Source organism: Agrobacterium sp. 6Ca8, assembly GCF_055382765.1.
Genome location: NZ_AP026433.1, coordinates 208,677 through 223,486, shown reverse-complemented (window position 1 = coordinate 223,486; position 14,810 = coordinate 208,677). Strand labels below are relative to the sequence as shown.

At 58.7% G+C, this 14,810-nt stretch carries 12 protein-coding genes; 1 reads left to right on the top strand and 11 read right to left on the bottom strand.

From position 1 onward, the window contains the following. Window positions 1-312 precede the first annotated feature (312 nt). Both ACZ5A6_RS01145 and mscL read right to left on the bottom strand, forming a co-directional pair. Complete coding sequence (locus ACZ5A6_RS01145; protein WP_174060704.1) at window positions 313-1,479, bottom strand: pyridoxal phosphate-dependent aminotransferase; 1,167 nt, start codon at window positions 1,477-1,479, stop codon at window positions 313-315. A 152-nt stretch (window positions 1,480-1,631) separates the two neighbouring features. Then, the gene (mscL, locus tag ACZ5A6_RS01140) at window positions 1,632-2,060 is read right to left on the bottom strand and encodes a large conductance mechanosensitive channel protein MscL (RefSeq protein WP_003515034.1); all 429 of its coding nucleotides are present in this window, start codon (window positions 2,058-2,060) and stop codon (window positions 1,632-1,634) included. Window positions 2,061-2,276: 216 nt separating this feature from the next. Here mscL and ACZ5A6_RS01135 point away from each other — a divergent pair, with 216 nt between their 5' ends. Next, the gene (locus ACZ5A6_RS01135; protein WP_464111024.1) at window positions 2,277-5,786 is read left to right on the top strand and encodes a PAS domain-containing hybrid sensor histidine kinase/response regulator; all 3,510 of its coding nucleotides are present in this window, start codon (window positions 2,277-2,279) and stop codon (window positions 5,784-5,786) included. 55 nt (window positions 5,787-5,841) lie between these two features. Here ACZ5A6_RS01135 and ACZ5A6_RS01130 read toward each other — a convergent pair whose 3' ends face one another. From ACZ5A6_RS01130 to cheR, 9 genes are all read right to left on the bottom strand, one after another. Then, complete coding sequence (locus ACZ5A6_RS01130; protein ID WP_111804385.1) at window positions 5,842-7,689, bottom strand: methyl-accepting chemotaxis protein; 1,848 nt, start codon at window positions 7,687-7,689, stop codon at window positions 5,842-5,844. A 148-nt stretch (window positions 7,690-7,837) separates the two neighbouring features. After that, window positions 7,838-8,539, bottom strand: a complete 702-nt coding sequence (gene visR / locus ACZ5A6_RS01125; protein ID WP_003515015.1) for a transcriptional regulator VisR — start codon at window positions 8,537-8,539, stop codon at window positions 7,838-7,840. 58 nt (window positions 8,540-8,597) lie between these two features. Beyond that, window positions 8,598-9,329 (bottom strand): transcriptional regulator VisN, encoded by a 732-nt coding sequence (gene visN / locus ACZ5A6_RS01120; RefSeq protein WP_003515014.1) that lies wholly within the window; start codon window positions 9,327-9,329, stop codon window positions 8,598-8,600. A 372-nt stretch (window positions 9,330-9,701) separates the two neighbouring features. Further along, window positions 9,702-11,384: a flagellar basal-body MS-ring/collar protein FliF gene (gene fliF, locus ACZ5A6_RS01115; RefSeq protein WP_003515013.1), complete on the bottom strand. Its 1,683-nt coding sequence runs from the start codon at window positions 11,382-11,384 to the stop codon at window positions 9,702-9,704. Between the two features lie 131 nt (window positions 11,385-11,515). Further along, complete coding sequence (cheT, locus tag ACZ5A6_RS01110; RefSeq protein ID WP_003515012.1) at window positions 11,516-11,899, bottom strand: chemotaxis protein CheT; 384 nt, start codon at window positions 11,897-11,899, stop codon at window positions 11,516-11,518. Window positions 11,900-11,913: 14 nt separating this feature from the next. After that, entirely contained in the window at window positions 11,914-12,459 is a 546-nt protein-coding gene (gene cheD / locus ACZ5A6_RS01105) for a chemoreceptor glutamine deamidase CheD (RefSeq protein ID WP_003515010.1), read from the bottom strand. Next, window positions 12,456-12,845 carry a chemotaxis response regulator CheY2 gene (cheY2, locus tag ACZ5A6_RS01100; RefSeq protein WP_003515008.1) on the bottom strand — a complete coding sequence of 130 codons (390 nt, stop codon included), beginning with the start codon at window positions 12,843-12,845 and terminating at the stop codon, window positions 12,456-12,458. Before cheY2 ends, cheD begins: the two co-directional genes overlap by 4 nt. Next, window positions 12,845-13,900, bottom strand: coding sequence for a protein-glutamate O-methylesterase CheB (gene cheB, locus ACZ5A6_RS01095; protein ID WP_003515006.1), 1,056 nt, complete (start codon window positions 13,898-13,900; stop codon window positions 12,845-12,847). The genes cheY2 and cheB overlap by 1 nt, the downstream gene beginning before the upstream one ends. Then, window positions 13,897-14,805, bottom strand: a complete 909-nt coding sequence (gene cheR / locus ACZ5A6_RS01090) for a protein-glutamate O-methyltransferase CheR (RefSeq protein ID WP_464111023.1) — start codon at window positions 14,803-14,805, stop codon at window positions 13,897-13,899. Before cheR ends, cheB begins: the two co-directional genes overlap by 4 nt. Window positions 14,806-14,810: the final 5 nt, after the last annotated feature.

Sequence of the window (14,810 nt, the reverse complement as noted above, 5' to 3'; positions counted from 1 at the left end):
GTTTGCTTTTGTTGCGTCCATCAAAGCCAATAATTCTTCATCATTGATTACTTGCACAGCAAATACCCCACCTATCCCTTGCCCCTATGAAAAGGTGGCTTACGATTGGTTAGCGCAATGAAGTGTGTTTTATTTATTAGATGAAAATGTTCTCATAAATGGAACACAAGGCGCTTAGCACAGAAAAGCCCGCACGTCGATTGGTACGCCGTGAGGTTGTAGTTTTAGCGGCTCGCCATGATTCTTTTGGCAGAAACTGTGCCTGCCGCGGCCAAATTCGGCGCGGCAGGGCGGGCTATCGCAGGATTGCGGTTATCTGCCGAGAATATAGGACGCAAGCCGATCGGCTGCGTCTTCGATCTGCTTTGGGTTGCGCAGGAAGCAGGCACGGAGAAACAGCTCTCCGCCTTGGCCGAAGGCGGTGCCCGGCGCGAGGCCGACGCCGGTCTTGTCAACGATATCCAGAGCCGTGGCGCGGCTGTCGGTCACGCCGTCCACCTTGAGGAAGGCATAAAGAGCGCCATCCGGCTTCAATGTTTCCACGCGGTTCGTCGCGATCAGCGCATCGCAGAGAATGTCGCGGGATGTCAGAGCGCGTTCGTAGTTCTCGCGGACGAAACCGTCACCATGGTCGAGAGCCGCGACTGCGCCGCGCTGCATGAACTGCGCCACGCCGGAGGTGGAATATTGAATAAGGTTCTCGATCACCTGGCCGATGACCGGCGGCGCCACAAGCCAGCCAACACGCCAGCCCGTCATGGACCAGTTCTTCGAAAAAGAATTGGCGAAGACGATTTTGTCATCCGGTTCCATCACGTCGAGGAACGACGGCGCACGAGTGCCAGTATAGTGATAAAGTGCGTAAATCTCATCCGCCACGATCCAGAGGTCGTGTTTGCGGGCGAGTGCCAGAACATCGCGAAGATTGTCTCGCGTTGCGGTCCAGCCGGTCGGGTTGGACGGCGTGTTGATAAAGAGCGCCTTCGTCTTACCGGTGATCGCACTTTCCAGCTTGCCGATATCGAGATCCCAGCGACCATCGTGGAAATCGATGCCGGCTGCGATCGCCTTTGCGCCCGCCACGCCGATGGCGGCAACAATATTGGGCCAGGTGGGCGTGAGATAGATCATCTCGTCGCCCGGCGAGGTCAGCGCCTGCACCGCAAGCGCAATCGCCTGCATGCCGGAACCTGTTACGTAAAAATGATCTGCGGATAGAGAGGCTGAAAAGTGACGCTCGTAGTAGCTGCTGAGCGCCTGGCGCAATTCGGGAATGCCGCGTTGCCAGGTATAGAAGGTCTCGCCATTGTTGAGTCCGTCGATGGCCGCCCTGTTGATGAAGTCCGGGCTCGGCAGATCGCCTTCGCCGACCCAAAGCGGCAGAAGATTGTCCCGTCCCCGGGCATAATTCACGACCTCGACAATGCCGCTCTCGGGAGCCGCCAGAGAGCGCGCACTCAGACTGTTCAAAATGGACATTAAAGACACTCCGTTTGGTGTCTTCTTATCGCATCGAACGGGCGATATGCATGATATTCCGTGCAACAGTCATGGATTTTCTTTATGGATGGATGCCCGGCGAGAGGGAGCTGACCCATGGTCAGCAATATCGCGCCGGGACAATCTAAGCTTCAACGCGTCTTCAGCAGATCGCGGATTTCGGTGAGAAGCTTGACGTCTTCCGGCGGCGGAGCCGGTTCGGACTTTTCCTCTATCTTTTTCCGGTCGACAGAAGCGCGAAGCTTGTTGACCCCTTTGACCATCAGGAAAATGATCCAGGCGAGAATGAGGAAGTTGATGAGGACCGTGAGAAAGTTACCATAAGCGAAGACAGCGCCCTGATCGCGCGCGGCGGCAAGCGAGCTGGCGGTGACGCTGGAACTGAGTGGCAGGAAGTAGTTCGAAAAATCGAACCCGCCGAAAATCGCACCGACGATCGGCATGATAAGGTCGTTGACGACGGAATCGACGATCTTGCTGAACGCCGCCCCGATAATAACACCCACGGCCAGATCCATGACATTGCCACGGGCAATGAAGGTTTTAAATTCGTTAAGCATCAGATGGTCCCTCTCCTGCTTCGCGAGCTGAAGCTATGTGACTGTCCCTACGGGTTCAACCATATAGATTCCCTGTCCCATTTGGAATTCGTCAAGATTGCATTTATTAGGCTTTTTGCACGGTAGTCTTGAACTTTATGATCAGACCGCGCTCATTCTCAACGGCCCGGAATTCGCCTATGCTCGTTTTCAGGGATTGTTGCATGGGGAGGATGCGTGCTTCCTGGGTGGATCATATTCGGTTCGGCCTTCGCTTATGTCCTGCTGCTGTTTGCGGTTGCAAGTTATGGGGACAGGAACAGCCGGAAAAGAAACGCTCCCAAAAAGGGGCGGCCGTTCGTCTATGCGCTTAGCCTGGCGATCTATTGCACCTCCTGGACCTATTTCGGCGGCGTCGGGCTTGCGGCGGACAAGGGGCTGGAATTCCTCGGCATCTATACCGGGCCGATCCTTGCCTTCACCATCGGCATGCCGATCATTCGCCGCATCGTGGAGCTTGCCAAAACCGAAAAGCTGACGTCGGTTGCCGATTTCATTGCCGCCCGCTACGGCAAGAACTCCACCGTGGCGATGATTGTCGCCATCATCGCGCTTGTCGGCGCCATTCCCTATATCGCGCTGCAATTGAAGGCCGTTTCCAGTTCGGTGGCGACGATGGTCGATCCCGGCGATTACGGCATTGGCAGCGGCAACCTCTATTTCCTCGATCTGCCGCTGCTCGTCACCATCGTCATGGCGGGCTTCGCCGTCATGTTCGGCACCCGGCATACCGACGCGACCGAACACCAGGACGGGCTTATTCTGGCAATTTCGATGGAATCGCTCGTCAAGCTCGTCGCCATGTGCACCGTCGGCTTTTACGTTCTGTTCGTCCTATTCGACGGCCCCTCGCATTTGTGGGAACTTGCGTCGGGCAATGAACGGGCCATGCGGGCCATATCCTATCACACGCCCATCAGCCGCTGGATCGTGATGACCCTGCTTTCCGGTTTCGCGATCATCCTGTTGCCGCGCCAGTTCCATGTCACCGTGGTTGAAAATCGCACGCCGGAAGAGCTGCGCATGGCGGGGTTCCTGCTGCCGCTTTATCTGATTGCGATCAACATCTTCGTGCTGCCGATAGCGCTTGCCGGAATTTTGACGCTCGGCGCCAATGGCAACGCCGATCTTTACGTCCTGCAATTGCCGCTTGCGCATCAGATGCCGGTCGTTTCGCTGATTACCTTCATTGGCGGATTTTCAGCGGCGACCGCCATGGTGATCGTTGCCTCGGTCGCGCTGTCGATCATGATTTCCAACGACATCGTCATGCCGATCTTTTTGCGGCAGAAGCTGTTGAACCGTTCGCCGCACCGGGACAACTTTGCCAAAACGCTTCTCAACATCCGCAGAACAGCGATCTTTGCGGTGATGCTTCTGGGCTACGGCTACTACCGTGCGGCCGATAGTGCCACCGGGCTTGCCTCCATCGGCCTCCTGGCATTTGCCGCCATCGCCCAGATGGCACCTGCCCTTTTCGGCGGGTTGTTCTGGCGGCGCGCCAATGCGCGCGGTGCGATTGCCGGTTTGAGTTCAGGCTTTTTTGTCTGGGCCTACCTGCTGTTTCTGCCAAGCTTCGGCGGGCCTGATAACTCAGAGGTCGCGGCCACCGTTCTCGGCTTCCTGTTTTCCGGCAGTACGGTCTTCAACGGTCCCGAGGCCGACCCTTTTGTGAACGCGGTCATCCTCAGCCTGCTCGTCAACAGCATGGCTTTCGTGCTTGGCTCGCTTTCACGCAACCCGCGACCCGTGGAGCGCATCCAGTCCGGCATCTTCGTGAAGCGCCATTCGAAATCACAATTCGCCACGCGCGGCTGGAAAACCCGCGTCAGCGTCGGCGATCTCAAAAGCGCGATTGCCCGTTATCTCGGTGAAGAGCGCATGCTGCGCTCACTGGCGACCTATGAAAAGACGGCGGGCAGGAAGCTCAATGACGACCAGCCCGCCGACATGGCGCTGATCCATTTCTCCGAACAATTGCTGGGCAGCGCCATCGGCTCCTCCTCAGCCCGCCTCGTGCTTTCGATCATTCTCCAGAAGGCGGAGGACACCAGCGCCGACACGGCCTGGCTGCTGGATCAGGCAAGCGAGGCGCTGCAATATAATCAGGACATGCTGCAAACGGCGCTGGCGCAGATGGACCAGGGCATCGCCGTTTTCGACAGCTCGCAGCAGCTGACGATCTGGAACCGGCGCTTCCGCACCCTTCTCGATCTACCTGAGCAATTCGGGCAGGTGGGGCTGCCGCTGACGGACATCGTTTCCATGCTGCAGGAGCGCGGCGACATGCCGCCGGGCGACACGGAACAGCTGATCACCAGTTTCCTGACCATGGACCTGCCTTTCTCGCTGGTGCTTGGCGGCGGCGAGCGCATCATCGAAGTGCGCTCCAACACCATGCCGGACAAGGGTATCGTCGCCACCTTCACCGATATCACGCAGAGAGTGGCGAGCGATCAGGCACTGAAACAGGCCAATGAAACGCTGGAACAGCGGGTGGCGGAACGAACCGTCGAGCTTACCCGCGTCAACCGCGAACTTGCGGAGGCAAGGGCATCCGCCGACGAGGCGAACATCGGCAAGACACGGTTTTTTGCTGCCGCCGGCCACGATATCCTCCAGCCGCTGAATGCCGCGCGGCTTTATTCCTCCTCGCTGGTCGAGCGGCTTGGCGCCTCGGGGGAAAGCGATCTCGTCCAGAACATCGATTCGGCGCTCGAGTCGGTAGAGACCATTCTCGGCGCGGTGCTCGATATTTCCCGCCTCGACACCGGTTCGATGAAAGCGCGCATGACATCGGTGCCGCTGAACGAGCTGCTGAAACGCATCGAAACCGATTTCGCGCCTATGGCGCAGGAAAAGAACCTCGATCTCGTGGTCATGCCCACCTCGCTCACCGTCCGCTCCGACCCCAACCTGTTGCGGCGGCTGATACAAAACCTCGTCTCCAACGCCATCAAATACACGCTGAGTGGCAAGGTTATCGTTGGCGCGCGCCGCCGGGGAGGCGATGTCGTCATTCAGGTGACGGATTCCGGCATCGGCATTCCCGCATCCAAATTCCGCACGGTTTTCAAGGAATTCGCCCGGCTGGATGAGGGTGCAAAAACGGCCTCCGGCCTCGGACTTGGCCTTTCCATTGTCGACCGGCTGTCGCGCATGCTGCACCATCCGGTACAGCTGATTTCCACACCCGGAAAAGGTACGACATTCCGTATCCACCTGCCGCGCGAGGCAGACCGCCTGACGCCAGCCAAGGCCGCTGGCGGGATCACCAATCCGGTGGCGAGCGACCAGCTTGCCGGCGTCAGGGTACTCTGCATCGATAACGAGCCGAAAATCCTCGAGGGCATGACGTTATTGCTGACGGGATGGGGCTGTGAGGTCTTACCCGCAGGTTCGGTGGCCACACTCGAAGAACCGTTCCTGACAATGTCAGCGGCGCCGGATATCATCATTGCCGATTATCATCTCGACGACGGCGACGGTATCAGCGCCATCCGCCTGATAAGGACATTCTACGGCAAAACGATCACTGCCCTGCTTGTGACGGCGGACCGCAGCCCGGAAGTGCGCAGCGATGCGGAAAAATACGGGATTTCCGTCCAGCATAAGCCGGTCAAACCGGCGGCGCTGCGGGCCTATATCAACCAGATATCCAGCACGGCCCGCGCGGCGGCAGAATAAAAAATCTCCCGGACCTTGCGATCCGGGAGCTCTTCGACTTTCAAAAATTCTACTGTCAGGCCGCGCGGCTCAGTCGATCCTGGCCGGCCGCCGAGCCCTGCTCCATCTGAAAACGCTGAACCAGATCGAGCAACGCTTCCACTTCGCCCGACAGCACCCTGCTGGCTGCGCTCGACTGTTGGGCAAGCGCCGCGTTCTGCTGGGTCATCTGGTCCATCTGGTTGACGGACCCGTTGACATTGTGGAGCGCGGAGGACTGATCCTGCGTCGCCGTCGCGATGGTTTCGACATGCTGGCTGACGGCGACGATCTGATGGCTGATGGCTGAAAGGACCGTGCCCGCTTCCTGCACCAACTTCGATCCGGAGCTCACCTCATGCGTTGACTGGTTGATGAGCTGCTTGATTTCACGTGCCGCGTCCGCGGAGCGTTGTGCAAGTTCACGCACTTCCTGCGCCACGACCGCAAAACCTTTGCCCGCCTCGCCCGCACGCGCAGCCTCGATGCCGGCATTGAGGGCGAGAAGGTTGGTCTGGAACGCGATGTCATCGATGACCTCGATGATCTGCTCGATCTTGCGCGAGGCGTCTTCGATACGGCCCATGGCGTCCACGGCATTGCTGACGACCGAACCGGAACTGTCGGCGCTCTGTTTGGTGATGCGGACGGCCTCGTTGGCTTCGCGCGCCCGCTCGGCCGACGATCTGACCGTTGCGGTGATTTCCTCGACAGCGGCTGCCGTCTCTTCCAGCGAGGCCGCCTGATTCTCCGTGCGCTTCGACAGGTCGACCGACGATTGCTCGATTTCAAAACCGCTATGCTGGATGACCAAGGTGCGCTCGCGGATTTGCCCCAGCGCATCGCGCAGGTTGAGAAGGGATTCGTTGAAGTCCGTGCGCAGACGATCCAGACGGCCGTTAAAGGGTGTCTCGATCGTGCGGCTCAGATCACCGCGCGAAAGCCTGCCGAGGCCGGACGCGATCTCGCTAACTGCGAATTCGATCTGGCCGTCCAGCTCCTGCTTCTCGGCATCGTTGCGGTGACGCTCCGATTCCGCCACGGACCGTTCCTCGGCGCTTTTGCCCTCGATCGCTAGTTTCTCAAGCGCATTCTCGCGGAATATCACGAGAGCGCGGGCGATGTTGCCAAATTCATTGGTATTGGTGGCATAGGGGATCGGCGTATCGAGATTGCCGTCCGAAAGGGACTTCACCGCATCGGTAAGCTTGCCTAGAGGCTGCAGGGTGCGCCGGATGACGAAATAGGCGAGCAATCCCACGCCGACCATGGCAACTGCGCCACAGATCAGCATCAGGTCGCGCAGGCCGAAAATCTGGGCTTCGTAGACGGCCATGGGAACGCCCACGAAAAGAATACCGACGGTCGCTCCGGACTTGTTGAGAACCGGCATGTATCCGGTCATGTAATTGGTGCCGAAAAGCGTGGCGGCGCCGAAATAACCCTCACCCTTGGAAACCTTTTCGAAAGCGGGATGGTCGGTGGCGAGCTTCGTGCCCGCTGCTCTCTCGCCCTTTTCGTTCTTCAGATTGGTGGTCATGCGAATATAATCGCCGGCCTTGGCTTCAAAAACCGTCGCGATGCCGCCATTACCGGCAGCCGTGCGGTCGACGAGATCATTGTCGCGCAGTGTCCCGATGCTGGCGCGGCCGATACTCTTAAGCTCTCCATCCACCATTTCGAGCGCTACACCGCCGACCTTCATCTCGTAAAGGATCGCCATGCCGCGCATCGCGCTGTGCGTGTCACGCAGCGCAGTGGTGATGATATTGTCCTTCAGGCGAATGTATGTCGAAAAACCAACTGCCGCGACGCTGAGCGCAATTAGGCCGATCGTCAGCACGACGACCTTACCCGCAACGGACTTAAAGAGCCGGTTGTGCATGAAACAGTTCCCCAAAACCAAACTTATAAAAGTTCTAGTTGGCAACTGTTAAAAAAACGCGAAGTACCAATAGCAGCTTTTAGAGTGGATTACACGAGCCGCGCCAGCGCCTGCCGGCTTACAGGGACGGGAAAGCCCGCCCCCTCAATCAATGGATATAGCCGAGCCGGATGGCCTTTGCGATCGCCTGGATACGGTTGACGGAATCGAGCTTGATCGTCGCTGAACCCAGATAGGCGTTGACGGTGTGTACCGAAAGCCCGAGCTTCACCGCGATTTCTTCGCTGATACGGCCATCACCCGCCAGTTGCAGACAGGCGATTTCCCTTTCGCTCAACGCTTCAGACGGTGCCACCTTGCGCTCATCCAGCGCCAGCATATCGACCATGATCTCGCAGCATTTGATGTGCTGTTCGATAACGACCTCGTTGTCGAGAACGAGGTTGCTGCCACAGAAAACGATGTAGCCGTTGCCGATCGTGCCGAGCCGCACCGGCAAAGCCAGTCCCGCATAGGGCAATGTATCGTTCTCGATCCGGCGCATCAAAGCCGGCACGTCAGGAAGATCGGCAAAACCGCCGGCATTCTTGTTACGCCAGATGACCGGCAGCAGCGATGTCTCGATATGATCCAAAAGAATATCGCCGACCGCGCGGATGAACTGCGCGCTCTGTTCGGCGGCATTCATGCCCCAGTTCTCCAGCTCGCAGGTCAGCTTCTTCTTGTTGGGGAAGCCGGAGGCGGCAGCCTTCGTCACCACGAAATTTCGTGCGCCGACCAGTTTCTGCATGGCGACCAGCTTCGGAAACAGATCCGACCGACTTGTCACAACAGGGCTGCGGTAAAACATACCGCTGCTTTGACTCGTACCCTCATTATCTTTCGTCTGTACCATGGGTCCCGACCATCTATACGAGGTTGTTGCGCACGGCGTAGGCGATTGCCTCCGAGCGGGTTTTCGTCGCGGTTTTCCGCATCACGCTTGTAATGTAATTATTGATCGTATTGCGCGAAATGCCAAGTATCATCGCAATTTCGTCGCTTGTCTTGCCTTCCGCGATCCAGAACAGGCACTCAAGCTCACGTTCTGTGAGGTCGATGTCCCGCACTGCCTTTGCTTCGCTGGCAATGCCGAAGCTGACACAATAGCCGGTCAGAAGCGCGATTTCGCGCAGACGGTCCGGCGAAGGAACCGAGTGTTCTGGAAACAGCAGCAGAAGCGAAAGACGAATGCGGCCCACACAGAAGGAAAGCGCCGAATATTGCCGGTCGATGCCGAAAGGGACAGAAACGTCGTCCGGAAGAACAAGCAATCGCGGCTGCAGAAGCGAAAGGCACTTTTCCATTTCGCTCGATCTGTTCTGGCTGTTGGCGAGTTCGGCACCAAGCCTGCGCACCAGATCGAAAGGCCAGTCGGATGTGATGATGAATTTCAGTCCGGTTTCTTCGAGAAGATCCTCCCGCGCCAGCAGATAATGCGAGGCGCCGGCGTAGGTTACGAGCAAATCCAGCGCGCCTGAAACGTTGCCGGCAGCGGCCGAGGCTGCGACGTTCTTGGCAAGCTGGTCGCGTGGCAAGGGCTTACCCATGCCCTCCATAGGCTTGGCAGACAGCCTGCGGATATCAACATCGACTTTCAATCGCCTACGCCCTCTTGCTCCCAATGGGGAGATTATACCTCGGGATGGAATCATTCCATTCGAGAAGCTTACCAAAATGGGATGGTGAGCCCCCGGAGACCGAATCACTTCATTTTATGGAACGGACTGGGATTTGCCATTACCTGACACCAGCCTTTCCACGTATTTCCTTGTTCGTCTATTCCTAAAAAACATACTGAAAAGCTGACCAATCCATAAACGGCATTCTCAGCCTATTCCCAGCAAACTGTATCGTTGCTGAATTTTTTGTAAACAGTGTCCCAAAGCGGGAATGCGACGGCGCGCGGCGCCAAGATACCAAAGAACCCGGAAATGCGCAAAAGGCCGGGATAACCCCGGCCTTTTTCAAAATCATGCAGCTTTTTCCACGGCCCATTTGCGAAGTATCTTGGCTGCGCGTTCTTCGCTGATTTCCACCATGCGGGAGAGCCTGCGCTCGGGTCCTTCGCGAACCCGGCGGTTGAAGGTGCCTTCGCTGTCGCCGCCCGCCAGAAGATCGTCGGTGCTGTCGAAGCCGAAATCCGCCCCAAACCCTTCCATGAGACCACCAGCACCCGCATCCATGCCGGGAGAGAAATCCGGCAGTTCGAGGCCTGCGGTCTCCTGGCTGATCTGGCCTGCTGCCGCGCCGTTGCCGGTGACCGTACGAACCAGAGGGCGTACACCGAGCCAGACGACGAGGAAAGCAACAGCGACGAAGGCGAGCGAGTTGATGATGCCTGCCGAATTGCGGCTGAGCACTTCCATGATGCCCGGCCCGCTTGCGGCTTCGTCGAGCAGCTGCGTTTCGAGGAAGTCCATCGCCGTCAGCGTTACGATATCGCCGCGATCGGAGGAAACCCCCGCAGCCGAGGTGACGATCTTCTGCATTTCGGCAAGATAGGCGTCGATCTTGGCCTGGTCGACGGGTTCGCCGACCATCTTGGCGATGCGACCCTTGTTGACGACCACGGCGACCGAAATCTTCTCGACGGTATAGCCATTCTTGACGGTGGCGACCGTTTTGGAATTGATTTCGTAGTTGGTCTGCTCTTCCTTCTTGGCAGACTGGTCGGAAGACTGCGGGCCGCCTGCGCCGCCCTGGGGCGCTGCCTGCGGTACGTTCTGTTCCACGGTCGCGGCCGTATCGGGCTGCGTTTCCTGGGACTTCTGGTCTTCCTTAACGGTGCGAACGGAGCGCTCGACGCGCGATTCCGGATCGTAGACGGTTTCCTGAATCTGCCGGCTGTCGGTGTTGAGCTGCGCCGTCACGCTGGAGCGGAAATTGTCCATGCCGAGGAAAGGCGCCAGCGCCTTGTCGATATTGGTGGTGATTTCCTGCTGAACGTTCTGCGCCAGCGTCAACGAGCGGTTCATGGCGGCGTTGGTGACGTCGTCACCGGAAGCGAGAAGCTGGCCGGTGGAATCGAGCAGCGTCACGTCATCGACCTCGAGGCCGGGAACGGCCGAGGCGACGAGATGACGGATGGAAGCGGACGCTTTGCGCCCGGCGGTGGCATTGGCTCGAATCATGACCGATGCGGTGGGCTTCTGCTCACCGCGGCGGAAATTACCGACATCCGGCATGACGATATGGACGCGTGCGGCCGCAATTCCGTCGATCTGCTGAATGGAGCGGCTGATCTCACCCTCAAGCGCGCGAACCCGGGTCACTTCCTGCATGAAGGAAGTCAAGCCGAGAGAACCGACATTGTCGAAAAGCTCATAACCGGCATTGGCACTGTCAGGCAGGCCGCGCTCGGCCAGAAGCAGCCTTGCCTTGCTGGTGAGGCCGACCGGAACCTGGAGGCTGGCGCCATCCGTTCCAACCTGAAAGTCCAGCCCCGCTTCGGCGAGTGCAATGCTGATCTTGTTGAGGTCGCTTTTTTCAAGTCCCACATAAAGGGTCTCGTAAGCGGGACGGTTCACGTAAAGTGCTGCTGCAAGGATAATGGCCATGGACAAAATGCCCACGCCGCCCAGCATCAACAACCGTGTCTGACCCAGCGCCGCGAAATTCTTCAAGACCTGAGGGATTTGATTTAACAGATTCATTCTGTTCCGCACCGTCATTCATAGAGTCCGAGACCTTTTGGCCCCGTAATGACAATAGGGTGCGAAGCTTGCGCGAGCGTTGCCTTTATCCGCAATCCGCCAAAGGAAGGGAACGGCCAGATGAATGCTGTCTAAAACAGATCGAAGTCTCCGGCGACCTTGTCCAGCGGCTGCGAATGGCCATGGCGGATGGCTGCGCCCAGCGCCTTTTGCATTTCTGCCAGCTTGACGAGGCTGAGCGCGGTCGAGACATCCACGATCCAATCACCGGGAATGGAGCCGGTGACGGTATCGATGAACTCGGCAAGGCCGCGGGTTTTCTGGACGGCAAGGTCGATGCCCTGCAAGAGCTTGACGCCATCGCTGGACAATTCGCCGCTTGTCGCTTCCAGCAGTTGCGGCTCGATGCGCTCGATCAGATAGGCGACATCGTGCAGTTCCGATACCACGCGCATCAGAACGTCGGGCAAGGCTTCTTCGAACGGAGTGGTGCCGGTGTTGTTTGCAATCTGCATTGGAAACTCCGTGACTAGAAAAATTCGATGTCGTTGGCGACGGGCTTGGGGGCCGGCACCGGACGCGTTTCCATGGCGACCGTCTTCTGGGTTTCCGCGCCGCTCAGCGGATGCTGTCGTGCACGGCCCGAAACCGGCCAGAACTCGATCTTGCGGCCATGATCCCCGCCCGTGGAGGAGCTGATGACCGGTATGCCTTCATCCTTCAGAAACTGCATGGCAAAGATGGCGTTCTGCTCACCGACATTGGAGAAGCTGGCAATCGTTTTTGCGCCGCCGAAAACTTTCGCCTCCAGCCGGTCGCGGCGTGCGCCCTTCTTCAGAAGACCGTTGATCAGCAGTTCCATAAGATGCACGCCATAACGCGTCGCATCCCCACCGGTCACGTTGCCCGTTCCCGGCAGCAGGAAGTGGTTCATTCCTCCAATGCCGGCAACGGGGTCTCTCAGACAGGCGGCCACGCACGAACCGAGTATCGTCGTCATGACCACGTCGGGATCGCTGACAACCTTGTACTCGCCCTGAATGATATGTACGCGCTTGGCCGCAGCTTCAATCATTTCAGCGATCCGAAAACCGCTTCGATGGCTGCGCGCATCTTGTCGATGGTGAAGGGCTTGGCCAGCACGTTGTTTGCGCCGAGCTGCGCTGCCTTCTGCACCAGCGCACGGTCGCCCTGTGCGGTGAGGATGATGAAGGCCGCCTTTTTGAGGGTCGGGTTGGCCCGCACGGCGTGCAGGAAACCGAGGCCGTCCATCTTGGGCATGTTGAAGTCGGAGATAACGAGATGATGGGGCTGCTGCTCCATGATCTTCAATCCCTGCTCGCCGTCGCCAGCGGCAGTGATCTGCTTGAAGCCGAGCTGTGTCAGCGCATCGCTGAGCAGCAGCCGGCTGGTCACCTGATCGTCGACGATCAGAACTTTGATCTTTTCTGCGAGAGACATTAGTCAGCACCTTCTTTGCGGGCAGTGGTTAGTTTCAGGATTTCTTCGCCGATTGAGGCCAGCGGCAATTGCAGTTCAACGGCGCCAAGTTCAAAGGCCACTCTGGGCATGCCGTAAACGACACATGTTTTTTCGTTCTGGCCGACGGTTCGCGCACCGGCATGCCGCATTTTCAGCAGCCCGGCCGCGCCATCGCGGCCCATGCCGGTGAGAATGACGCCGACGGCGTTGCGTCCGGCAAGCTCGGCGACCGAATCGAACAGCACATCAACTGAAGGGCGATGGCCGTTGACGGGATCGCGCTCGATAAGCCGGCAGCAGGGCGCGTTACGATTGGAAATCTGCAAATGGCGTTCACCGCCCGGCGCAAGGTAGATCTTGCCGGTCTGCAGGCGCGCCCCATCCGTCGCCTCTTCCACGACGGGTGCGCAGATGCGGTTCAGCCGTTCCGCGAAACTCTTGGTGAAAGTCGGCGGCATGTGCTGGGTGATGACCGTCGGCGGACAATTGGCCGGAAACTTCTGGAGCACGGCAATCAGTGCCTCGACACCGCCGGTGGAGGAGCCGATGGCGACGACTTTGCGGCCGGCACGATAATCGCTGACCGGGGTCGGCTGGGCTGCGACAACGAGTTCCGGGCGCGCCGCGCGGTAAGCTGCGTGTTGCGACCGTGCGGCGGCCTTGACCTTGTCGGCCAAGTCGCCGAAGGGGCGCGCATCGCCTGGAGCCGGCTTGCCGACACAGTCGAAAGCACCGATTTCAAGCGCGGCGAGCGAGGCATCCGCGCCGCGGTGCGTCAGGGACGAGACCATGATGACCGGCATCGGCCGCAGTCGCATGATCTTTTCGAGAAACTCGAGGCCGTTCATTTCCGGCATCTCGATGTCGAGCGTCACGACATCGGGATTGAGCTGCTTGATGGCGGCGCGCGCTTCCATGGCATTGCCGGCCTGCCCAACCACCTCGACCTCCGGATCGGCCTTGAGGACGGCGGAAATCAGGCCACGCATGGTAGGGGAATCATCGACGACGAGGACCCGTGCGAGTGCGCTCATGCCTTCCTCCCGGACGTGTGACCAATGTAGCGGTAGGTGGTGATGCCGGTATTGTCGAACAGGTTCTTGGCGTCGCCGGACACTCTTTCGGAATGGCCGATGTAAAGATGACCGCCTTCCGGCAGCAGGCCTGCAAAACGCGTCCAGATACGCATCTGGGTCGGCTCGTCGAAATAGATGACGACGTTGCGGCAGAAGATGACGTCGAAATTGCCCTTGAAGGGCCATTGTGTCATCAGGTTCAGTTCATTGAAGGTGATGAGGCGCTTGACCTTGTCATCGATGCGGAACTTGCGGCGACCGCCGACATCAACTTCCGTGAACCATTGCTTGCGCATCGCGGGAGACACGGTTTCGAGAGCGTTGTCATCGTAAACGCCTGCACGGGCCTGCGCCAGGATCTTCGGATCGATGTCCGTCGCCAGGATCTTGAAATCGTACTCCGCCGCATTGGGAAACATGGCGAGCACGGTGAGCGCAATCGAATAGGGCTCCTGCCCGTCGGAACAGGCGGCCGACCAGATGCGGACGCGTCCGCCGGTCTTTGCCCTTGCAATGAGGCCCGGCAGGACCTCGTCGCGCAGGTGTTCGAAATGGTGGTTCTCGCGGAAGAAGCGCGTGAAATTCGTCGTCAGGTGCGACAGCATTTCGCGGCGCGCAGCCGCTCCATCGGGCGATGACACCAGTGCGCAATATTCCCGAAACCCGGCCAGTCCGAGATTGCGGATATGCTTGGACAAGCGCGAATAGACCAGCGACGCCTTGGTGTCGTTGAGATAGATGCCCGCATCCGCGTAGATCATCGCAGCGATCTCCGACAAATCGCGTCTCGTCAGCGGATATTCGCCGCTGGCAAGAACGTCATCGGGAGACTGTCGCTGATCGCTGAGATTAAGTGCTGCCATTGGAT

Coding starts and splice junctions, on each gene's coding strand:
- visR (WP_003515015.1), bottom strand. CDS start 8,539: ATGTTTTACCGCAGCCCTGTTGTGACAAGTCGGTCGGATCTGTTTCCG.
- cheB (WP_003515006.1), bottom strand. CDS start 13,900: ATGAGCGCACTCGCACGGGTCCTCGTCGTCGATGATTCCCCTACCATG.
- cheR (WP_464111023.1), bottom strand. CDS start 14,805: ATGGCAGCACTTAATCTCAGCGATCAGCGACAGTCTCCCGATGACGTT.
- fliF (WP_003515013.1), bottom strand. CDS start 11,384: ATGAATCTGTTAAATCAAATCCCTCAGGTCTTGAAGAATTTCGCGGCG.
- ACZ5A6_RS01145 (WP_174060704.1), bottom strand. CDS start 1,479: ATGTCCATTTTGAACAGTCTGAGTGCGCGCTCTCTGGCGGCTCCCGAG.
- ACZ5A6_RS01130 (WP_111804385.1), bottom strand. CDS start 7,689: ATGCACAACCGGCTCTTTAAGTCCGTTGCGGGTAAGGTCGTCGTGCTG.
- mscL (WP_003515034.1), bottom strand. CDS start 2,060: ATGCTTAACGAATTTAAAACCTTCATTGCCCGTGGCAATGTCATGGAT.
- cheD (WP_003515010.1), bottom strand. CDS start 12,459: ATGATTGAAGCTGCGGCCAAGCGCGTACATATCATTCAGGGCGAGTAC.
- cheY2 (WP_003515008.1), bottom strand. CDS start 12,845: ATGTCTCTCGCAGAAAAGATCAAAGTTCTGATCGTCGACGATCAGGTG.
- cheT (WP_003515012.1), bottom strand. CDS start 11,899: ATGCAGATTGCAAACAACACCGGCACCACTCCGTTCGAAGAAGCCTTG.